Annotated in this window: 18 protein-coding genes and 1 pseudogene; 18 read left to right on the top strand and 1 reads right to left on the bottom strand. The window is 68.8% G+C overall.

Annotated features, from left to right (window positions below):
* The first annotated feature begins 27 nt into the window (after positions 1 to 27).
* From AB0M22_RS25810 to AB0M22_RS25725, 18 genes and pseudogenes are all read left to right on the top strand, one after another.
* Positions 28 to 885: an SAM-dependent methyltransferase gene (locus AB0M22_RS25810; RefSeq protein WP_364731669.1), complete on the top strand. Its 858-nt coding sequence runs from the start codon at positions 28 to 30 to the stop codon at positions 883 to 885.
* 178 nt (positions 886 to 1,063) lie between these two features.
* A complete protein-coding gene (pyrR, locus tag AB0M22_RS25805; protein ID WP_364731667.1) occupies positions 1,064 to 1,696 on the top strand; it encodes a bifunctional pyr operon transcriptional regulator/uracil phosphoribosyltransferase PyrR in 633 nt (210 codons plus the stop codon).
* Positions 1,697 to 1,763: 67 nt separating this feature from the next.
* Positions 1,764 to 2,720, top strand: coding sequence for an aspartate carbamoyltransferase catalytic subunit (locus AB0M22_RS25800; RefSeq protein ID WP_364731665.1), 957 nt, complete (start codon positions 1,764 to 1,766; stop codon positions 2,718 to 2,720).
* A complete protein-coding gene (locus AB0M22_RS25795) occupies positions 2,717 to 4,009 on the top strand; it encodes a dihydroorotase (protein ID WP_364731662.1) in 1,293 nt (430 codons plus the stop codon). The genes AB0M22_RS25800 and AB0M22_RS25795 overlap by 4 nt, the downstream gene beginning before the upstream one ends.
* A 94-nt stretch (positions 4,010 to 4,103) precedes the next feature.
* Positions 4,104 to 4,625 (top strand): transporter, encoded by a 522-nt coding sequence (locus tag AB0M22_RS25790; protein WP_364731659.1) that lies wholly within the window; start codon positions 4,104 to 4,106, stop codon positions 4,623 to 4,625.
* Positions 4,622 to 5,737, top strand: coding sequence for a glutamine-hydrolyzing carbamoyl-phosphate synthase small subunit (gene carA / locus AB0M22_RS25785; protein WP_364731657.1), 1,116 nt, complete (start codon positions 4,622 to 4,624; stop codon positions 5,735 to 5,737). Before AB0M22_RS25790 ends, carA begins: the two co-directional genes overlap by 4 nt.
* Positions 5,737 to 9,063, top strand: a complete 3,327-nt coding sequence (gene carB / locus AB0M22_RS25780) for a carbamoyl-phosphate synthase large subunit (protein ID WP_364731655.1) — start codon at positions 5,737 to 5,739, stop codon at positions 9,061 to 9,063. Before carA ends, carB begins: the two co-directional genes overlap by 1 nt.
* Positions 9,064 to 9,082: 19 nt before the next feature.
* Positions 9,083 to 9,907 (top strand): orotidine-5'-phosphate decarboxylase, encoded by an 825-nt coding sequence (gene pyrF / locus AB0M22_RS25775; protein WP_364731652.1) that lies wholly within the window; start codon positions 9,083 to 9,085, stop codon positions 9,905 to 9,907.
* A gap of 612 nt (positions 9,908 to 10,519) precedes the next feature.
* Positions 10,520 to 10,840: an integration host factor, actinobacterial type gene (gene mihF / locus AB0M22_RS25770; protein WP_014986450.1), complete on the top strand. Its 321-nt coding sequence runs from the start codon at positions 10,520 to 10,522 to the stop codon at positions 10,838 to 10,840.
* A gap of 8 nt (positions 10,841 to 10,848) precedes the next feature.
* A complete protein-coding gene (gmk, locus tag AB0M22_RS25765) occupies positions 10,849 to 11,433 on the top strand; it encodes a guanylate kinase (protein ID WP_364731648.1) in 585 nt (194 codons plus the stop codon).
* A gap of 67 nt (positions 11,434 to 11,500) precedes the next feature.
* Complete coding sequence (gene rpoZ, locus AB0M22_RS25760) at positions 11,501 to 11,782, top strand: DNA-directed RNA polymerase subunit omega (RefSeq protein WP_364731645.1); 282 nt, start codon at positions 11,501 to 11,503, stop codon at positions 11,780 to 11,782.
* Positions 11,783 to 11,822: 40 nt separating this feature from the next.
* On the top strand, positions 11,823 to 13,046 hold the full coding sequence (gene coaBC / locus AB0M22_RS25755) for a bifunctional phosphopantothenoylcysteine decarboxylase/phosphopantothenate--cysteine ligase CoaBC (protein ID WP_364731642.1): 1,224 nt from the start codon (positions 11,823 to 11,825) through the stop codon (positions 13,044 to 13,046).
* A gap of 215 nt (positions 13,047 to 13,261) precedes the next feature.
* Positions 13,262 to 14,473, top strand: a complete 1,212-nt coding sequence (gene metK, locus AB0M22_RS25750; protein WP_364731640.1) for a methionine adenosyltransferase — start codon at positions 13,262 to 13,264, stop codon at positions 14,471 to 14,473.
* Between the two features lie 78 nt (positions 14,474 to 14,551).
* Positions 14,552 to 14,890 (top strand): annotated as a pseudogene (locus AB0M22_RS25745) (primosomal protein N'); the annotation flags it as partial.
* Positions 14,891 to 15,874: 984 nt separating this feature from the next.
* Positions 15,875 to 17,521 (top strand): primosomal protein N', encoded by a 1,647-nt coding sequence (locus tag AB0M22_RS25740; RefSeq protein WP_364731998.1) that lies wholly within the window; start codon positions 15,875 to 15,877, stop codon positions 17,519 to 17,521.
* Between the two features lie 104 nt (positions 17,522 to 17,625).
* Positions 17,626 to 18,024: an SSI family serine proteinase inhibitor gene (locus AB0M22_RS25735; protein WP_364731637.1), complete on the top strand. Its 399-nt coding sequence runs from the start codon at positions 17,626 to 17,628 to the stop codon at positions 18,022 to 18,024.
* A gap of 195 nt (positions 18,025 to 18,219) precedes the next feature.
* Positions 18,220 to 18,825, top strand: coding sequence for a TetR/AcrR family transcriptional regulator (locus AB0M22_RS25730; protein WP_364731635.1), 606 nt, complete (start codon positions 18,220 to 18,222; stop codon positions 18,823 to 18,825).
* The gene (locus AB0M22_RS25725) at positions 18,822 to 19,517 is read left to right on the top strand and encodes a hypothetical protein (protein ID WP_364731632.1); all 696 of its coding nucleotides are present in this window, start codon (positions 18,822 to 18,824) and stop codon (positions 19,515 to 19,517) included. The genes AB0M22_RS25730 and AB0M22_RS25725 overlap by 4 nt, the downstream gene beginning before the upstream one ends.
* Before the next feature lie 42 nt (positions 19,518 to 19,559).
* Here AB0M22_RS25725 and AB0M22_RS25720 read toward each other — a convergent pair whose 3' ends face one another.
* Positions 19,560 to 20,420, bottom strand: a complete 861-nt coding sequence (locus AB0M22_RS25720) for an NAD(P)H-binding protein (protein ID WP_364731630.1) — start codon at positions 20,418 to 20,420, stop codon at positions 19,560 to 19,562.
* Between the last annotated feature and the right edge of the window lie 45 nt (positions 20,421 to 20,465).

The following is a 20,465-nucleotide window of genomic DNA, read 5'->3' as shown; positions in this document are numbered from 1 at the left end:
GTAAATATTCGAGAAGGGGAGTGGGCCATGGCCGAAACGAAGCCGGAAGTGCCGATGGCGGGGGTCGCGATGACTGCGATCGGGGTCGCGGTGGTCCGTGTGCTGGAATCCGGGCGGGCTGATCGGTTGTACGACGATCCGCTGGCGCGGGATTTCGTCGAGGCCGCGCGGCGCGGTTTCCGCGCGACTGCGGAGGGCGGGGAGCGGTGGACCCGGCTGGAAGCGTTGGCCGCCACGTTCTTCGAAGGTCGGACCGTTTCCGTCCGGCTGGTCGATGACCAGGTGGCCGACGCGGTGGCGCGCGGGTGCCGGCAGATCGTGGTGCTCGGCGCCGGATTGGACACGCGGGCATACCGAATGGGGCTGCCCGCGGACATCCGATTCTTCGAACTCGACCTGCCCGAGCTCTTCGCGTTCAAGGAGCCGATCCTGGCCGGCGCGCAGGCGGTGCCGACCTGTGACCGCAGCGCCGTCGCCGTCGACCTGCGCGCGGATTGGGCAGCCGCCTTGCGCGCGAACGGTTTCCGGCCCGAGCTCCCGACGTGCTGGGTCGACGAAGGTGTGCTCGCGTACCTGCCGCGCGCGGATGCCTTGCGCCTCGGTGCGACCCTGTCCGAACTCTCCGCTCCGGGAAGCCGTTTCGGCCTGATCCAGTTCGCGGTCGACGAAAACCGTACGGAATACCGCGAACTCCGGCAGTTGGTCCGGGCCGGGCAGGAAGGGGAACGCCGACCCGGGGGATTGGGGCCCGATGCCGAGCGGTGGCTCCAAGACCGCGGTTGGCACACCACGTTCCGCCGCTGGGCCGAACTCGTCGCGCCGTTGGCCCGCCCCGCGGCCGAGCACAATCCCGGTGTCGGCCTGATCGTCGCCGTGCGGGGCTGACCCCCGACCGCGAAGTCGCGCACATCACAGCGGGGTGATGTGTGCTCTTCGCCCGCCGCTCGTGGCCCGGCTCACACCGCGCAACACCTGGTGAAAGCCCGGTTGCGACCGCTGTTAGGCTGCTTGCCGTAAGACATCCTTTAACGGACCGTCCGGTGAGGCGGGGAAGGAGGTCGGCATGGCCGTGCCCGAACGGGCCGCCAAGTCCGGCGCTGCCGAAACATCGCAGCGACACACCCCGGAGGGGGTGGAGGCGGGGCGGGAGCTGTTGTCGGCTTCCGATGTCAGTCGGACCATCGCGCGCATCGCGCACCAGATCATCGAGAAGACCGCGCTGGACGCGGGCGAGCAGGGCGCGCCGCGCGTCGTGCTGATCGGCATTCCCACCCGCGGCACCTCGCTGGCCGCGCGGCTCACGGACAAGATCGAGGAATTCTCCGGCGTCCGCCCGGCCCTCGGCTCGCTCGACATCACCCTCTACCGCGACGACCTGCGCACCCGGCCGCACCGGCCGCTGGAGCGCACCTCGGTCCCCGAGGGCGGCATCGAGGACGCGCTGGTCGTGCTGATCGACGACGTCCTCTTCTCCGGCCGCACCGTCCGCTCCGCGCTGGACGGACTGCGCGACCTCGGCCGCCCGCGCGCCGTGCAACTCGCGGTGCTGATCGACCGCGGTCACCGCGAACTCCCGATCCGCGCCGACTACGTGGGCAAGAACGTGCCCACCTCGCGCTCCGAAGACATCTCGGTCCTGCTCACCGAACACGACGGCCGCGACGGCGTTTACCTGCGTCAGGAGGCTGAAGCGTGAGCGAGCGAACCAACAACACAGCGGCCCTGTGCCGAACGACGGAGCCGAGCGTCAGCGAGGTGGAGTCGTGAGGCATCTGCTTACGGTCGGTGATTTGGATCGCGCCACCGCCACGGAGTTGCTGGACGAGGCCGAACGCTTCGAACAGGCCCTCCTCGGCCGCGAGGTGCACAAGCTGCCGACCCTGCGCGGCCGCACCGTGATGACCGTCTTCTACGAGAACTCCACCCGCACCCGGGTCTCGTTCGAGGTCGCGGGCAAGTGGATGAGCGCCGACGTGATCAACGTCAGCGCCGGCAGCTCCTCGGTCTCCAAGGGCGAATCCCTGCGCGACACCGCGCTCACCCTGCACGCCGCCGGCGCCGACGCGCTGATCGTGCGGCACCCGGCTTCCGGTGCGGCACACCAGATCGCGCGCTGGATGGACGCCTGGGCGGTCTCGTCCGGCCGCTCCGGCCCGGCCATCATCAACGCCGGCGACGGCACGCACGAGCACCCGACTCAAGCGTTGCTCGACGCGCTGACCCTGCGTCAGCGGCTCGGCGACATCGAGGGCAAGCGGGTCGTCATCGTCGGCGACATCCTGCACAGCCGGGTCGCCCGCTCGAACGTCTTCCTGCTGGACACGCTCGGCGCCGAGGTGGTGCTGGTCGCCCCGCGCACGCTGCTGCCGGTCGGCGTCGACGCCTGGCCGGCCCGGATCGCGCACTCGCTGGACGCCGAACTGCCCGGCGCCGACGCGGTGCTCATGCTGCGTGTGCAGGCCGAGCGGATGAACGGCGGCTTCTTCCCGTCGGCCCGCGAATACTCGATCAACTACGGACTGTCCGAACGCAGGCTGGCCCTGCTGGCCGAACACGCGACGGTCCTGCACCCCGGCCCGATGCTGCGCGGCATGGAAATCGCCTCGCCGGTAGCCGATTCCGCGCAGGCCGCGATCTTGCAACAGGTGACGAACGGAGTACACATGCGCATGGCCGTCCTGTTCCGGCTGCTGGTCGGTACACAGGAGGCGGTGGCATGAGCGACATTCTGATCAAGGGCGCCCGGATCTATGGCGAGGGCGAGCCGGTCGACGTGTTGATCGCCGACGGTGTGATCCGCGAGATCGGCGCCGGTCTCAGCGCTGACGACGCCGAGATCATCGACGCACAAGGACAGATCCTGCTGCCCGGCTTCGTCGACCTGCACACGCACCTGCGCGAGCCCGGCCGCGAAGACACCGAGACCATCGAATCCGGTTCCGCCGCAGCCGCATTGGGCGGTTACACGGCGGTGTTCGCGATGGCCAACACCAGCCCGGTCGCCGACTCGGTGGTCGTCACCGACCATGTGTGGCGGCGCGGGCAGGAGGTCGGCCTGGTCGACGTGTACCCGGTCGGTGCGGTCACCGTCGGCCTCGAAGGCAAGCAGCTCGCCGAAATGGGCACCATGGCCAGCGGTGTCGGCGCGGTGCGGATGTTCTCCGACGACGGCCACTGCGTCTACGACCCGCTGCTCATGCGCCGCGCGCTGGAATACGCGAACACCCTGGGCGTGCTCATCGCTCAGCACGCGGAGGAGCCGCGGCTCACCAACGGCGCGGTCGCGCACGAGGGTCCGACCGCGGCCCGGCTCGGCCTGGCCGGCTGGCCGCGCGCCGCCGAGGAGTCCATCGTCGCCCGCGACGCCATCCTGGCCCGCGATGCCGGTGCGCGCGTGCACATCTGCCACGCCTCCACCGCCGGCACCGTCGAGCTGGTGAAATGGGCCAAGGCGCAAGGTATTTCGATCACCGCCGAGGTCACCCCGCACCACCTGCTGCTGGACGACTCGCGCCTGGAGACCTACGACGCGGTGAACAAGGTCAACCCGCCGCTGCGCGAGGCCTCCGACGCCGCCGCGCTGCGCCAGGCGCTGGCCGACGGCATCATCGACTGCGTCGCCACCGACCACGCCCCGCACGCCGAACAGGACAAGTGCTGCGAATTCGCCGCGGCCCGTCCCGGCATGCTCGGCCTGGAGACCGCGCTGTCCATCATCGTGCAGACCATGGTCGAACCCGGCCTGCTGGACTGGCGCGGCGTCGCCCGGGTGATGAGCGAGCAGCCCGCCGCGATCGTCGGGCTCGACGAGCACGGCAGGCCGATCGAGGTCGGCGAGCCGGCGAACCTGACGCTGGTCGACCCCGAAGCCAGCTGGACGGTGCGCGCCAAGGAACTGGCCAGCATCTCGAACAACACACCGTTCGAGGACATGACGTTCCCGGCCCGAGTGACAACGACGTTGCTCAGGGGCCGGGTAACTGCCCGCGAGGGCAAGGCCGGTGGGTAACCCCGCGGTGCGAGCGACGGGCCCGGAGGCGGTAGCGAAGCGTGACCACGCAGGGCCCCGGGAGCGCCGCCGATTGGACACAGGAGGTCCTTAAGTGGAAAGAACGCTGTGGGTGATCGGGCTGGCCGCGCTGTTCGCCCTGTGCCTCTGGCTGATGTACCGGGGCTGGCAGAACCGGGCCGCGCGCCAAGCGGCCGGCATCGGTGAACTGCCCGTCGTGCCCGCCGACCTCGGCGCCCAGGTGCTGGAGCCGACCACCGGACTGTATCTCGGCAGCACCATGGCGCCCAGCTGGCAGGACCGGATCGCGGTGGGCGACTTGGGTTTCCGGGCCACCGCGGAACTCACGCGGTTCGAACGGGGAATTCTGCTCGAGCGCGACGGCGCGACGGTGATCTGGATCCCGCAGGAATCCATCACCGCGGTGCGCACCGAGCGCGGGCATGCGGGCAAAGTGATGACAGAAGATGGTGTGCTGGTAGTTCGCTGGAAGCTGCCCACCGGGACCGAGATAGATACCGGTTTCCGGGGTGACGACAAGTCGGTGTACCCGGCTTGGACACGGGGCCTCCAGGCAGACCAGACCAGCACGACGACGGGAGACGACGAGGGATGACAGGACAAGACGCAGCTCTGGTGCTGGAGGACGGCCGGGTATTCCGCGGCTCGGCCTACGGCGCCGTGGGCCAGACACTCGGTGAGGCGGTGTTCTGCACCGCGATGACCGGATACCAGGAGACCCTCACCGACCCCAGCTACCACCGCCAGATCGTGGTCGCCGCGGCGCCGCAGATCGGCAACACCGGCTGGAACGACGAGGACGACGAGTCCGGCAAGATCTGGGTGGCCGGCTATGTGGTGCGCGACCCCGCGCGCCGCGCCTCCAACTGGCGCGCCACCGGCACGCTGCCCGAGGCGATGCAACGCCAGGACGTCGTCGGCATCGCGGGCGTCGACACCCGCGCGCTGGTCCGGCACCTGCGCACCCGCGGCTCGATGAAGGCGGGCATCTTCTCCGGCGCCGCCCTGGCCGGCACCGACGAGCTGCTCGGCCGGGTCACCGGCCAGCCGTCCATGCTCGGCGCCGACCTGGCCGACGAGGTGAGCACCGACTCGATCTACACCATCGAGCCGGCCGGCGAACCCCGCTTCACCGTGGTCGCGGTCGACCTCGGCATCAAGACCAACACCCCGCGCATGTTCGCCGAGCGCGGCATGCGGGTGCACGTGGTCCCGTCGAACACCTCGATCGACCAGATCCTGGAGCTGAACCCGAACGGGGTCTTCCTGTCCAACGGCCCAGGCGACCCGGCCACCCAGGACGGCGCGGTTGCGCTGACCAAGGGTGTGCTCGAGCGCGGGCTGCCGCTGTTCGGCATCTGCTTCGGCAACCAGATCCTCGGCCGCGCGCTCGGCCGCAAGACCTACAAGATGAAGTTCGGCCACCGCGGCATCAACATCCCGGTGATCGAGCACGGCACCGGCCGGATCGCGATCACCGCGCAGAACCACGGGTTCGCGCTGGAAGGCGAGCAGGGCGAACAGTTCGACACCCCGTTCGGCAAGGCCGAGGTCAGCCACGTCTGCGCCAACGACGGCACGGTCGAGGGCGTGCGCCTGATCGACGGCCGCGCGTTCTCGGTGCAGTACCACCCGGAGGCCGCCGCCGGACCTCACGACGCTGCTTATCTCTTCGACCGTTTCGCCGGTCTCATGGAAGGAGCCTGATGCCCCGCCGCACCGATCTGAAGCACATCCTGGTGATCGGCTCGGGCCCGATCGTCATCGGACAGGCCTGCGAGTTCGATTACTCCGGCACCCAGGCGTGCCGGGTGCTGCGGGCCGAGGGCCTGCGAGTTTCACTGGTGAACTCCAACCCGGCGACCATCATGACCGACCCCGAGTTCGCCGACGCCACCTATGTCGAGCCGATCACGGCGGAGTTCGTCGAGAAGGTCATCGCCAAGGAGCGCCCGGACGCCGTCCTGGCCACCCTCGGCGGGCAGACCGCGCTGAACACCGCGGTCGCACTGCACGAGAACGGGGTGCTGGAGAAGTACAACGTCGAGATGATCGGCGCCGACTTCGACGCCATCCAGCGCGGTGAGGACCGGCAGAAGTTCAAGGACATCGTCGCCAAGGTCGGCGGCGAAAGTGCCCGCTCCCGCGTCTGTTACACGATGGACGAGGTCCGCGACACGGTCCGCGAGCTGGGTTTCCCTGTGGTGGTGCGGCCTTCGTTCACCATGGGCGGCCTCGGTTCCGGAATGGCCTACAACGACGAGGATCTCGATCGCATCGCCGGCGGCGGCCTGTCCGCCTCGCCGACCGCGAACGTGCTCATCGAGGAATCCATCCTGGGCTGGAAGGAATTCGAGCTCGAGCTGATGCGCGACCGCAGGGACAACGTGGTCATCGTCTGCTCGATCGAGAACGTCGACCCGATGGGCGTGCACACCGGCGACTCGATGACCGTCGCCCCGGCGATGACGCTCACCGACCGCGAGTACCAGAAGATGCGCGACCTCGGCATCGCCATCCTGCGCGAGGTCGGCGTCGACACCGGCGGCTGCAACATCCAGTTCGCGGTGGACCCGGCCGACGGCCGCCTGATCGTCATCGAGATGAACCCGCGCGTCTCGCGTTCGTCCGCATTGGCTTCCAAGGCAACGGGTTTCCCGATCGCCAAGATCGCCGCCAAGCTGGCCATCGGCTACACCCTGGACGAGATCGTCAACGACATCACCAAGGAGACGCCGGCCTGCTTCGAGCCGACGCTGGACTACGTGGTGGTCAAGGCGCCGCGGTTCGCGTTCGAGAAGTTCCCCGGCGCCGACCCGACGCTGACCACCACGATGAAGTCGGTCGGCGAGGCAATGTCGTTGGGCCGCAACTTCGCCGAGGCGCTGGGCAAGGTGCTGCGTTCGCTGGAGACCAAGGCGGCCGGGTTCTGGACCCAGGCCGACGGCACATGGACCGACGTCGAAGCGATCCTGCAAGACCTGCGCACCCCGATCGAGGGCCGCATCTACCAGGTCGAGCGCGCGCTGCGGCTCGGCGCGAGCATCGAAGACGTCGCCGCGGCCTCGGGCATCGACCCGTGGTTCGTCGCCGAGGTCGCCGGTCTGGTGGAGCTGCGCCAGGAGATCATGGACGCTCCGGTGCTGGACGAGACGCTGCTGCGCCGGTCCAAGCACTACGGTCTGTCCGACGGTCAGATCGCCGCGCTGCGCCCGGAGTTGGCCGGGGAGACCGGAGTTCGCGCGCTGCGGCACCGGCTCAGCGTCCGTCCGGTGTTCAAGACGGTCGACACCTGCGCCGCCGAGTTCGAGGCCAAGACGCCTTACCACTACTCCACCTACGAGCTCGATCCCGGCGCGGAATCCGAGGTCGCGCCGCAGCGTGAGCGGGACAAGGTGATCATCCTGGGCTCCGGCCCGAACCGGATCGGCCAGGGCATCGAGTTCGACTACTCGTGTGTGCATGCGGCGCAGACGCTGTCGCAGGCCGGGTACGAGACGGTGATGGTCAACTGCAACCCGGAGACCGTCTCCACCGACTACGACACCGCCGACCGGCTCTACTTCGAGCCGCTCACCTTCGAGGACGTGCTCGAGGTGTTCCACGCGGAAAGCGAGTCCGGCAACGTCATCGGGGTCATCGTGCAGCTGGGCGGGCAGACCCCGCTCGGCCTGGCGCAGCGGCTCACCGACGCCGGCGTCCCGGTGGTCGGCACCAGCGCCGCCGCCATCGACCTGGCCGAGGACCGCGGCGAATTCGGCGACGTGCTGGTCGCGGCCGGGCTGCCCGCGCCGAAGTACGGCACCGCGACCACCTTCGCGCAGGCGAAGAAGATCGCCGCGAGCATCGGCTACCCGGTGCTGGTCCGCCCGTCCTACGTGCTCGGCGGGCGCGGCATGGAGATCGTCTACGACGAGAACTCGTTGGAGGGCTACATCTCCCGGGCCACCGAGCTCAGCCCCGAGCACCCGGTGCTGGTCGACCGGTTCCTGGAAGACGCCATCGAGATCGACGTCGACGCGCTGTGCGACGGCGACGAGGTCTACCTCGGCGGCGTGATGGAACACATCGAGGAGGCCGGCATCCACTCCGGCGACTCGGCCTGCGCGCTGCCGCCGATCACCCTGGGCCGCAGCGACATCGAGGCGGTGCGCCGCTCGACCATCGCGCTGGCCAAGGGCATCGGGGTCAAGGGCCTGCTCAACGTGCAGTACGCGCTCAAGGACGACGTGCTCTACGTGCTCGAGGCGAATCCCCGGGCCAGCCGGACGGTTCCGTTCGTGTCCAAGGCCACCGCGGTGCCGCTGGCCAAGGCGGCCGCGCGAATCATGCTCGGCGCCACCATCGCCGACCTGCGCAAGGAAGGCATGCTGCCGGGCGAGGGCGACGGCGGGCACGTTCCGCTCGACGCCCCGGTGGCGGTCAAGGAGGCCGTGCTGCCGTTCCACCGGTTCCGCAAGGCCGATGGCACGGGCGTGGATTCGCTGCTCTCCCCGGAGATGAAGTCCACCGGCGAGGTGATGGGCATCGACGCGGACTTCGGCACCGCCTTCGCCAAGAGCCAGACCGCCGCCTACGGTTCGCTGCCCACCGAGGGCACCGTGTTCGTCTCGATCGCGAACCGGGACAAGCGCGCCATGGTTTTCCCGGTCAAGCGCCTGCACGACCTGGGCTTCCGCATCCTGGCCACCGAGGGCACGGCGGAGATGTTGCGCCGCAACGGGATTCCGTGCGAGCGGGTGCGCAAGCACTCGGAGCCGGAGTCGGTCGACGTCAACGGCGATGTGCCGCAGCCAACGATCGTCGAGCAGATCCGCGACGGCGAGATCGACATGGTGTTCAACACCCCCTACGGCAACTCGGGCCCGCGCGTGGACGGCTACGAAATCCGCAGTGCCGCGGTCGGGGTGAACATCCCGTGCATCACCACGGTGCAGGGCGCGGCCGCCGCCGTGCAGGGCATCGAGGCGAGCATCAACGGCGGGATCGGGGTGCGCTCGCTGCAAGAGCTGCACTCGGTGCTGCGTGGGTGAGCCGGACGGAGTCGATGGAATGAAGAGCTTCGGCGCTCGATTGCAGCACGCCATGGGGCATTTCGGCCCCGTGTGCGTCGGCATCGATCCGCATCCCGGCCTGTTGGAGTCGTGGGGTCTGACCGCCGACGCGGACGGGCTGGAGCAGTTCGCGGAGATCTGCGTCGAGGCCTTCGACGGCCGCGTCGCGCTGGTCAAGCCGCAGGTCGCGTTCTTCGAGACCTACGGCTCGGCCGGAATCGCGGTGCTGGAGCGCACGATCGAGGTGCTGCGCGCCTCGGGCACGCTGGTGCTCGCCGACGCCAAGCGCGGCGACATCGGCTCCACCATGGACGCCTACGCGCACGCCTGGCTCGGCGACGGGCCGCTCGGTTCGGACGCGGTGACGGTCTCGCCGTATCTCGGATTCGGTTCGCTGGCACCGGCTTTGGACCTGGTCGAGGCCAATCACCGGGGCGTGTTCGTGCTCGCGGCGACCTCGAATCCCGAAGGGGCGCAACTGCAACGGGTCCTTACGGAGGACGGCCGCAGCATCGCGCAGACGATGGTCGACCAGGCTGCCGCGCGCAATGCGGGCGCGGAATTCGGGTCGGTCGGCGTGGTGATCGGCGCGACCCTGACCGAGGCGCCGGACCTGTCCGCGCTGAACGGGCCGATCCTGATGCCGGGCGTCGGCGCCCAGGGCGGGGGTCCGGAAAACGTCCGTGACCTGGTGCCGGAGTCGATGCTGGCGGCCGCGATCCCGACCGCTTCGCGCGAGGTGCTGCGGGCCGGGCCGGCGGTTCCGGCGCTGCGCGAGAGCCTGAGCGAACTCCAGGAAATGTTCGCGTTCCTGCGGAAATAACGACCGAGACCGGCGCGACCGCGCCGGTCTCGCCTCGTTTCCGGCCGCGTGTGCGGTCATGTGCACGCGTGCATGCGGCCCGTAGCGGGGCCTGGGTGCCCTGCTACGCCCGTTTCCCGGTCCGGCGGTGCTCCGATGGGTTGACGGGCCCGGATCGGCGCAGAATCGCGATTTCATCAGTGCAGGTCGACAAAACCGGCAGTGCAGATCGACAATCGATCGGCCCCCGAGTCGACCTGAATCGGTCGTTCGACCTGTTTGTGGTCCACGACACGCTGGAAGACAACGCGACACGCGGGAAATTCCGAGAAACTTCCTGGTCGGGCCGGGGTGGGTTTGCTGGCGGCACATGTCACGTCATAGCAACCCTCCCGCTAACCTGTGTCCATCATGAAAACTCCCTGCTGAGGAGGCATTTCGCGATTTCGGCGGTACGATCTGCGCAGCGACAGAGGAGCAGTGCGGATCGCGCCGCTCTCGCGTCTACGGCATCCGGAATCATGCGCTGACCTGGGGGGTGGGTTCGCAATCTGCGGATGCCGTGGGTACGGTCGCTGAGACTGCCGGGTTACCGGCAGGAGTTGATGCAATGAACGATGAGACGGAGGAACCGTGGCCCTTCCCCAGCTGACTGACGAGCAGCGCGCCGCTGCTTTGGAGAAGGCGGCTGCCGCTCGCCGCGCTCGGGCGGAGCTCAAGGAGCGCCTGAAGCGAGGCGGCACCAACCTGAAGCAGGTCCTCACCGATGCCGAATCCGATGAGATTCTCGGCAAGATGAAGGTGTCGGCGCTGCTGGAGGCCCTGCCGAAGGTGGGCAAGGTCAAGGCAGCCGAAATCATGAGTGAACTGGAGATCGCCCCCACCCGGCGTCTGCGCGGACTCGGCGATCGGCAGCGCAAGGCGCTGCTCGCCCGGTTCGACTTCGACGCCTGATAACGAGGGTGGTCGAACAAACGCGGAAGGGTCGGCTGGTAGTACTGGTCGGCCCCTCGGCCGTCGGAAAGTCGACCGTGGTCCGTTGTGTCCGCGAGCGACTGCCGCACCTGATCTTCAGTGTGTCGGCGACGACTCGGGCGCCTAGGCCCGGGGAAGTCGACGGTCTCGACTATCGATTCGTGTCCAGGGAAGAGTTCGACGCCATGATCACGGCGGGCGAACTACTCGAGTGGGCTGATATACACGGTGGTTTGCAACGTTCGGGCACCCCGGCCGCACCGGTACGGGCCGCCCTCGCAGAGGGTCTGCCCGTACTGGTCGAGGTCGACCTAGAAGGCGCGCGATCGGTACGCAAGGCCATTCCGGAAGCGACCCTCGCCTTCCTCGCCCCGCCCAGCTGGGACGAACTGGTCTCCAGGCTCACCTCGCGCGGCACCGAATCACCGGAAGTGATCGAGCGCAGGCTGGAAACCGCCAGGACCGAATTGGCGGCCTGTGACGAGTTCGACATCGTCATCGTGAACGACGAGGTGACTGCCGCCTGTGAGCAGTTGGTATCGTTGTTCGTTAGCACAAATTCGAGTTCGTAAACGCAGAATCCACCCGCCCCGCCGGCTTCGCCGGCTGCCATCCCCCAGACGCGCAGGAGCCCCCTCAGTGAGCAGTGCAGACAGCAAAGTCGTTCCCGCATACGACACCCCGATCGGCCTCACCAACCCCCCGATCGATGAGCTGCTGGAGCGCACCTCGTCCAAGTACGCCCTGGTCATCTACGCGGCCAAGCGGGCGCGTCAGATCAACGACTACTACAACCAGCTCGGCGACGGCATCCTCGAGTACGTCGGCCCGCTGGTCGAGCCGGGCCTGCAGGAAAAGCCCCTCTCGGTCGCCATGCGCGAGATCCACTCCGACCTGCTCGAGCACACCGAAGGCGAGTAGCCGGGTCGAGTGCTGTGACCACAACTAGGCCGGAGGCGTAGTGACCACACGGATCGTCGTCGGCGTCGGCGGAGGGATCGCCGCCTACAAGGCCTGTTCGCTAGTCCGGCGGTTCACCGAGACCGGACACCAGGTCAGGGTGATCCCCACCGAGTCGGCGCTGCAGTTCGTCGGTAAGGCAACCTTCGAGGCATTGTCCGGGAACCCGGTGCACACCGACGTGTTCACCGATGTGCCCGAGGTGCCGCATGTCCGGCTGGGCCAGGAGGCGGACCTCGTGGTCATCGCCCCGGCGACCGCCGACCTGATGGCGCGCGCGGCCCAGGGCCGCGCCGATGACCTGCTCACCGCCACCTTGCTGACGGCCCGATGTCCGATCCTGTTCGCGCCCGCGATGCACACCGAGATGTGGGAGCATCCGGCGACCGTCGCCAATGTCGCGACGCTGCGCGCGCACGGTGCGATCGTGATGGAACCCGCGTCGGGCCGGCTCACCGGCACCGACACCGGTCCCGGCCGGTTGCCCGAGCCCGAGGAGATCTTCGGCCTCGCGACGCTGCTGCTCGAACGTGCCGACGCCATCCCGCGTGACCTCGAAGGTCGCCGGGTGGTGATCACCGCGGGCGGCACCAGGGAACCGCTGGATCCGGTGCGTTTCCTCGGCAACCGCAGCTCCGGCAAGCAGGGTTACGCCCTGGCCCGGGTCGCGGCGCAGCGCGGCGCGCACGTCACGCTCATCGCGGGCAACACGATCGAGATGGCCGCGCCCGCGGCCGTCGACCTGGTGCACATCACCACCGCCGAGCAGCTCAAGACCGCGGTCGACAAGCACGCCATCGGCGCGGACGCGGTGATCATGGCGGCGGCGGTGGCGGATTTCCGGCCCACCGACGTGGCCGCGGCCAAGATCAAGAAGGGCGCCGGCGAACCCGACGTCATCGCGCTGACCAAGACCACCGACATCCTGGCCGGTCTGGTCCAGCAGCGGCGCGACGGGCAGTTGGCCGGCACCGCGATCGTCGGCTTCGCCGCCGAGACCGGGGACGAGCACGGCGACGTGCTGACCTACGCGCGGGCCAAGCTGGCGCGCAAGGGATGCGACCTGCTCGTGGTCAACGCGGTCGGCGAGGGCAAGGCGTTCGAGGTCGACACCAACAACGGCTGGCTGCTCGGTGCGGACGGTACCGAACAGTCGCTCGACCATGGGTCGAAGGCGCTGCTCGCCAGCCGGGTGCTCGACGCGCTCGGGCCGCTGTTGCGCTGAAATATGTTGTGTGACTGGGATAATGACCCGGTCATCAACCATCGATATCGGAGTGCCCTGGGAGACTGATCGGGCGAACTGTCTGAGATAGTGGTCTCTTGGTCCACGGGATGTCGGTGGTTTGCCATAGTCTGGAACGAAGGGTTGCGGGGTGACGGCATCGCGTTACTGTCGCAATCCGAGACGAAATACCCGTTGAGGGAGAGGGAACAACTGTGCGCACGTCCGGCAGCCGGCTATTCACCAGTGAGTCCGTGACCGAAGGTCACCCGGACAAGATCTGTGACGCCATCAGCGATTCCATCCTCGACGCGTTACTCACGGAAGACCCGCGCAGCCGCGTCGCGGTGGAAACCCTCGTGACGACCGGTCAGGTCCACGTCGCGGGTGAGGTCACCACCACCGCCTACGCCGACATTCCGCGGATCGTCCGGGAGAAGGTCCTGGAAATCGGATACGACTCCTCGGCAAAGGGTTTCGACGGAAACTCCTGCGGCGTCAACATCGCGATCGGCGCGCAGTCGCCCGATATCGCGCAGGGCGTCGACACCTCGCACGAGGCGCGCGTCGGCGGGTCCGACGACGAGATCGAGAAGCAGGGCGCGGGCGATCAGGGCCTGATGTTCGGCTACGCGACCACCGATACCCCCGAGCTCATGCCGCTGCCGATCGCGCTCGCGCACCGGCTCTCGCGCAGGCTCACCGAGGTGCGCAAGTCCGGCGTGCTGCCGTACCTGCGCCCCGACGGCAAGACCCAGGTCACCATCGAATACGAGGGTGATCGCCCGGTCCGGCTCGACACGGTCGTCATCTCCACCCAGCACGCCGCCGACATCGACCTGGACAACCTGCTCGCGCCCGACATCAAGGAAAAGGTCGTCGAGGCCGTCATCGCCGATCTCGAGCTGCCCTCGCTGGACACCTCGAACATCCGGCTGCTGGTCAACCCGACCGGCAAGTTCGTGCTCGGCGGCCCGATGGGGGACGCGGGCCTGACCGGCCGCAAGATCATCGTCGACACCTACGGCGGCATGGCTCGCCACGGCGGCGGCGCCTTCTCCGGCAAGGACCCGTCGAAGGTGGACCGCTCGGCCGCGTACGCCATGCGCTGGGTCGCCAAGAACGTCGTCGCGGCCGGCCTGTCCGAGCGCGTCGAGGTCCAGGTGGCCTACGCGATCGGCAAGTCCGCGCCGGTCGGCCTGTTCGTGGAGACCTTCGGCACCGAGAAGGTCGACCCGGCCCGCATCTCCGCCGCCATCTCCGAGGTCTTCGACCTGCGCCCCGGCGCGATCATCCGCGACCTCGACCTGCTGCGCCCGATCTACGCACCGACCGCCGCATACGGCCACTTCGGCCGCACCGACGTCGACCTGCCTTGGGAGCACACCGATCGTGCGGACAAGTTGCGTGCCGCAGTCGGCCTGTAGGCCCGACCACACCGAGTGAAACGACCCGCGGCGGGCACCCCCGCCATACCGGGGGTCCCGCCCGCGGGCCCCGCAGCCGTGGAGCACCCGATAGCTCGGGTGCTCCCGTTGCTGTCTCCGGCCCACCTGGACCGTGACTTCGATTACCTGGTGCCGGCCGAGTTGGACGAGATCGCGCAGCCGGGCGTGCGCGTGCGCGTCCGGTTCGCGGGTCGTCTGGTCGACGGGTACCTGCTGGAGCGGCTCACGCATAGCGAGCACGGCGGCAAGCTGGTGAAGCTCGAGCGGGTCGTCTCCGCCGAGCGGGTGCTGACGCCGGAGATCGTGCAGCTCGCCACCGCGGTCGCCGCTCGATACGCGGGAACTCGCGCCGATGTCCTGCGCCTGGCTATTCCGCCGCGGCATGCGCGTACGGAAACCGGTGGGACGAAGAAGAAGTCGGCGGGAGCCGAGGACGAAGACTCGACGGACGAGACTTCCGCGGTGCCGAGTCCGCCGAAGCGGCGAAAAGGCTCGACCGCCGACGCTCCACTCCGGGTCGATCCACCTTCCGCGGCCGATTCCGCCGGCGTCGAACGCGATTCGACCTCGCCCGATTCGAGTCCCGCAGCAGCGGCAACGGGCTCTGCTGCGGCACAACGTGTCCCAACCACGCCGTCAGGCGTAAGTGCGTCGGCAAACCCGCCGAAACCCGCATTCTCGGCCGCAGATTCCGCCGAATCCGACACTGACTCAGTCGGACTCGATTCGACAATCGATGGAGCGTCGTCGACGCCTGAAACGGCTGCCGCGGCGGATTCTGAAGCGCCGCAATCTGACTCGCCTGCAACATCAGGCACAAATGGAGCCGACCAGTCGGACCGGTCCGCTGACGCGTCGTCTTCGGATGTTGATTCTGTTGGCGTAGACACCGATTCGGTGACGCCTGATCGTGTGGTTGACGAGAGTTTTGCTTCAGACGCTGCATCCGACACGGCTGGTCCCGCGGCGGCACAAGCAGATTCGCCGAAAGTGCCAGGTAACGGAAACGTCGACCAGTCGGTATCGTCGCACGACCCGTCGTCTTCGAATGTCGATTCCGTTGATACCGACGCCGACTCGGTGACGTCTGATCGCATAGTCGATGAGAATCTCACTACAAACACTGCGACATATACTTCAGCTCCAACAGAGGTGCAAGAGAACACATCCGCGTCATCCACCGACCCCGTGGACCGGCCGAACTCAACGCTTGCCGATGCCGCGGGCGTCGAAACAGGTTCGGTCCCCACCGGTTCGGCAGTAGCGGCTGGCGTGGCCGAGGGGACACCCCTCGCCGAGTCCGCGGCACCAGCGGGTCAGCCGACAGCCGGGGGAGATGGGACGTCAGGCTCAGAGCCGGAGCTGGATGGGGCAGCAGGCGTGGGTGATGCTGTCGATCCCGCGGTCGCTGTCGACCATGGCCTATGGGGGCGGTACATCCATGGTCCGGCGTTCCTGACGGCGCTCGAAGGGGGGAAGGGCCCGCGGGCGGCTTGGCAGGCGTTGCCGGGGGAGGACTGGCCGCGGCGGTTGGCGGAACTGGCGGGGGCGGTGGCCGGGCGGGGGCAGAGCGCGATCCTGATGGTGCCGGATCAGCGGGATCTGGATCGGGTGTTGGCGGAATGCAATCGGCTGCTGGGGGATTCGGCGGTCGGGTTGTCCGCGGGGTTGGGGCCTGCGGCGCGGTACCGGCGGTGGCTGGCGGTGTTGCGCGGGACGGCGCAGGTGGTGGTGGGGACGCGGAGTGCGGTGTTCGCGCCGGCAAAAAACCTCGGGCTGATCGCGATTTGGGACGACGGGGACGATACCTACGCCGAGCCGCGGTCGCCGTATCCGCATGCGCGGGAGGTGGCGATGCTGCGCTCGCACGAGACGGGCGCGGCGTTCGTCGCGGCCGGTTTCGCGCGCACGGCGGAGGTCCAGGCGATCGTCGAGACCGGTTGGGCGCATGACCTGGTCGCCGACCGGATGGTGGTCCGGGACGCGGCGCCGCGGATCAGCGTGCCCGGCGATACCGATCTCGCGATGGAACGGGACCCGGTCGCCAAGGCGGTCCGGATTCCCGGCGTCGCCTACGCGGCCGCGCGGGCCGCGCTGAAGGAGGGCGCGGGCGTGCTGGTGCAGGTGCCGCGGCGCGGGTATGTCCCGTCGCTGGCCTGCGCGAAGTGCCGGACGCCCGCCCGCTGCCGGCACTGCAACGGGCCGCTCGCCTTGCCGGACGGCCGTGCGCGGCACAGTGATTCGCAAGCCGACGCCGCGCACAGCCCGAACTGTCGCTGGTGCGGCATCACGGAGGCGGCGTTCCGCTGTTCGTCCTGCGGTTCGCGGGCGCTGCGGGCCGTGGTGATCGGCGCGAGCCGCACCGCGGAGGAACTCGGCCGCGCGTTCCCCGGCGTGCCGATCCGCGGCTCCGGCGGCGGCGCGATGCTCGACACGGTGGAACCGGGCCCGCAGGTGGTGGTCGCCACCGTCGGCGCGGAACCGGTGCTGCCCGGTGGCTACGGAGTTGCTCTGCTGCTCGACAGCTGGGCCCTGCTCAGCCGCGCCGACCTGCGCGCGTCCGAGGACACGCTGCGCCGCTGGATGACCGCCGCGACCCTGGTGCGTTCGCGCGGCCAGGTCATCGTCATGGCCGAGGCCGCGATTCCCACCGTGCAGGCGATGCTCCGCTGGGACCCGGTCTGGCACGCCCGCAACGAACTCGCCGCCCGCTCCGAGGTCGGCTTCCCGCCCGCCGTGCGCATGGCCGCGGTCGACGGCACCTCCGACTCGATCGCCGAATTGCTCTCCGCCACAGACCTTCCCGCCGACGTCGAGGTGCTCGGCCCGGTACCGCTGCCCGACGGCGCCCGCAAACCCTTCTCCTCCGGCGACACCCCCGCCGAGGTCGAACGAATCCTGCTGCGCGTCGACCGAAAATCCGGCGCCGCCCTGGCCCGCGCCCTCACCGCCGCCCAAGCCATCCGCAGCACCCACCGCTCCGACGCCCCGCTCCGCATCCAGATCGACCCGGTCGACATCGGTTAACCCCGGTTCGACGCCCGCGGTCGCCGACGGTGCCTCCGCGTGTCGTACGGCGAGTTAGCCAGAAGTTATCGGAAACGTCCCCGACGTCGTGATTGAGTGGACGAATGACGACTTCTTCGCTCCGCCGCACCCTCGCGACCGCGTGCCTTGTGGTCGTCGCGCTCGGATTCGCGGCCTGTTCGGACGACGACGCCAAGTCGCCGAAGACCAACCTGACCTTGACCGTCACGCCGGCGGCACCGGGCTCGGCCCCGACGCACGTCACGCTCACCTGCGAGCCGGCCGGCGGTGATCACCCCAATGCCGAAGCGGCCTGCGCGGCATTGGCCGCGGTCGGTGGCGACTTCGACAAGCTCCCGGGCGATCCCACTACCGCCTGCATCCAGGTCTTCGAGCCGGTCGATGCCTCGGTGACCGGCACCTGGCAGGGCAAGCAGATCGATTGGCGCAAGGCCTTCGGCAACAAGTGCGAACTGAGCGCGCGCACGACGCCGGTCTTCTAGTCGGCGGTCGAGCGCATCGCTTCGATCTCGCGCTCGACCGCCGCCACCGTCGGCCTCGGCGGACGGCACGAGCGCGCTCCACTTTTCCGCGTCCCGGACCACCGCGAGCGTGCGCGGGGTCAGCTGCGGCGGTTGGCAAATCCACGCACCGGATAATTCTTTAACTGGCCGATCAGTTAATGATACGATCGGTGCGTGGCCCGCACCGTGGATCCGAATCGTGTCGCCGAACGCCGCCGCGCCATCACCATGGCCGCCGTCGAACAGTTCGCCACGCACGGCTACGAACGCACCACGGCCGCCCAGATCGCCCGCGCGGCCGGGCTGAGTTCGGGCAGCGTCTTCTACTACTTCAAGGACAAGGCCGCCGTGTTCCGCTCGATCTTCGAGCTGTCCATTCCCGAACACACCGAGCTGTTCGCCCGCCATATCGACCGAACCGATTGCCTCGCCGCCATTCTCGACATCGTCGACGCGCTGGCCGCCGAGGCGCTCGATCCGTCCGCCCCCGGCCTGATGTTCGAACTGCTGCGCCGCCTCGGCCAGGACGAGGAACTCGCGACGATCGTGCTGGCCGACGCACGCCTCAGCGCCGACGGGCTCACCACCCTGCTCGAGCGCGGCCTGCGCGCCGGGCAATTCGACCCCGGATTCGAGCCGGGGGAAACCGCGCGCTGGATCCTCGCCGTCATCGACGGCGCTTTTCTCAACGCAGACCCGGACAATCCGCACGACCCGCGCCCGCTGGTGCGCGCGACCGTGTCCCGGCTGCTGCGACCGATCGAAACGGAGCACCCATGACCACCGTCTCGGCACCCACCGTGCTGCGGATTTCCCCGATCTGGGCCTGGCTGTTCGGGGCGGGCGGCCTCGCCGTCGGCTGCGGCATCGGATTCGCCGTGCATCCGGTCGGCCGCTGGATGATCGACACCTTCGACGCCAGCCCCGGCCCGCTGAAACTCGCGACGAGCGTGCCGACGGTGTGGCTGGTGCTCGCCACCACCCTCATCGGAACCGTTGCGGGAGTACTGCTTTTCGAGATCGGCCGGTCCGAAAGCCTGACCCTCACGGTCGCCGACGACCACGTCGAACTGGTGAAAGAGGCTCGCGCGCAGCATGTGCCGCGCAAGCACGTCGCCGCCGTCTTCCGTGAGGACGCCGATCTGGTGTTCACCGATCGGAACAAGCGCCGCCTCGCCCGATTCGACGCAAACGACCTGAACCGCAACGACATCGAGCAAGCCTTCCGCCGTCACGGTTACCCCTGGCTCGACCGGAACGACCCGTTCGGCGCGGACTACTTCCGCTGGGCCGACGGCCGCCCCGAAACCGGGAAGGCCGTCGACGCCGTCCTGCGGGCCCGTCGCCGCGCGCTCGCCGACGAAAAGCCGCTGGACGTGGCGGAACTCGACGAGCAACTGCTCGAACTCGGCATCGACGTCCGAGATCGCCGAGGGGAGCAGCACATTCGGCTCTTCGACCGCGAGGGCTGAGCGCGCGGATACCGCGTCATGCCGCTCGCCGAGGGCTGCTGATCAGGCGAACACGGCCCGATTACGTTCTGCCCATTCGGTATAACTCGCCGGCACCCGACCCAGCACCCGCTCCACATCCGGACTGATCTGCTGCTCGGCGGCCGTCGGCTCGCCGAGAATCGACAGCGTGTGCTCGACCACGGACTCGGGCATGAACTGCGACATCCCCGTATGCGCCTGCGCCCGAGTCAATTCCACGAACCGCACCAGCGCGTCCAGTGCGGCGCCGATCGCCGCGGCCTGCTCCTGCGGCGTGCTCAGCGCCGGTCCGGTGAGGGTGTAGATCCGCCCGGCATGCCCGTCCTCGGACAGCGCGGCCGCCGCGACCGCGGCGATATCGGCCGGATCGATGGACGGCAACCCGATCGCCCCGAAGGGTGCCGCGACCGTCCGTTCGGTGCGCACGGATTCCACCCACGCATAGGTATTCGCGTAGAAACCCGCAGGCCGCAGGATGGTCCACGCCAACCCGGACCGCCGGATCGCCTCCTCGAACGCGATCAGCCGCGCGTAACCCTCCGCATCGGCCCTGGTGGCCACGCCCTGCGACGACACGAACACCACCCGCCGAACGCCGCCGGCCCGCACGACCTCCAGCACCCGCTCGGGATCCGGACCGCTGACCAGTTGCTCACCGGTGATGAGCAGGAACAACGCATCGGCGCCCGCAACGGCAGGGGCGAGGCTGTCCGGATTGCCCAGATCGGCGACCACCGAACGCACTCCCTCCGGCCAAGCGACGTCCTTGCTGCCACGCGACACCGCCGTGACGTCGTGACCCGCCTCGGCCAAGCCCCGCACGAGGTGTGCGCCGATGTTTCCCGTTGCCCCGGTAACCACGATCATCTTGTTCATCTCCATTTAAGTTAGTTGACTGACTAAAAACAATGTATCGGACGAACCCGC

Origin of the sequence: Nocardia sp. NPDC051756, from assembly GCF_040681495.1 — a bacterium.
Taxonomy (GTDB): Bacteria; Actinomycetota; Actinomycetes; order Mycobacteriales; family Mycobacteriaceae; genus Nocardia.
Note: the sequence above shows the minus strand (reverse complement) of the source record. Positions and strands in the feature narration are given on the sequence as shown.

Excerpts from the sequence above, each read along its gene's own strand:
- AB0M22_RS25810 (WP_364731669.1), top strand. The coding sequence starts at position 28 with ATGGCCGAAACGAAGCCGGAAGTGCCGATGGCGGGGGTCGCGATGACT.
- pyrR (WP_364731667.1), top strand. The coding sequence starts at position 1,064 with ATGGCCGTGCCCGAACGGGCCGCCAAGTCCGGCGCTGCCGAAACATCG.
- AB0M22_RS25795 (WP_364731662.1), top strand. The coding sequence starts at position 2,717 with ATGAGCGACATTCTGATCAAGGGCGCCCGGATCTATGGCGAGGGCGAG.
- carA (WP_364731657.1), top strand. The coding sequence starts at position 4,622 with ATGACAGGACAAGACGCAGCTCTGGTGCTGGAGGACGGCCGGGTATTC.
- carB (WP_364731655.1), top strand. The coding sequence starts at position 5,737 with ATGCCCCGCCGCACCGATCTGAAGCACATCCTGGTGATCGGCTCGGGC.
- pyrF (WP_364731652.1), top strand. The coding sequence starts at position 9,083 with ATGAAGAGCTTCGGCGCTCGATTGCAGCACGCCATGGGGCATTTCGGC.
- AB0M22_RS25735 (WP_364731637.1), top strand. The coding sequence starts at position 17,626 with ATGACGACTTCTTCGCTCCGCCGCACCCTCGCGACCGCGTGCCTTGTG.
- AB0M22_RS25725 (WP_364731632.1), top strand. The coding sequence starts at position 18,822 with ATGACCACCGTCTCGGCACCCACCGTGCTGCGGATTTCCCCGATCTGG.
- AB0M22_RS25720 (WP_364731630.1), bottom strand. The coding sequence starts at position 20,420 with ATGGAGATGAACAAGATGATCGTGGTTACCGGGGCAACGGGAAACATC.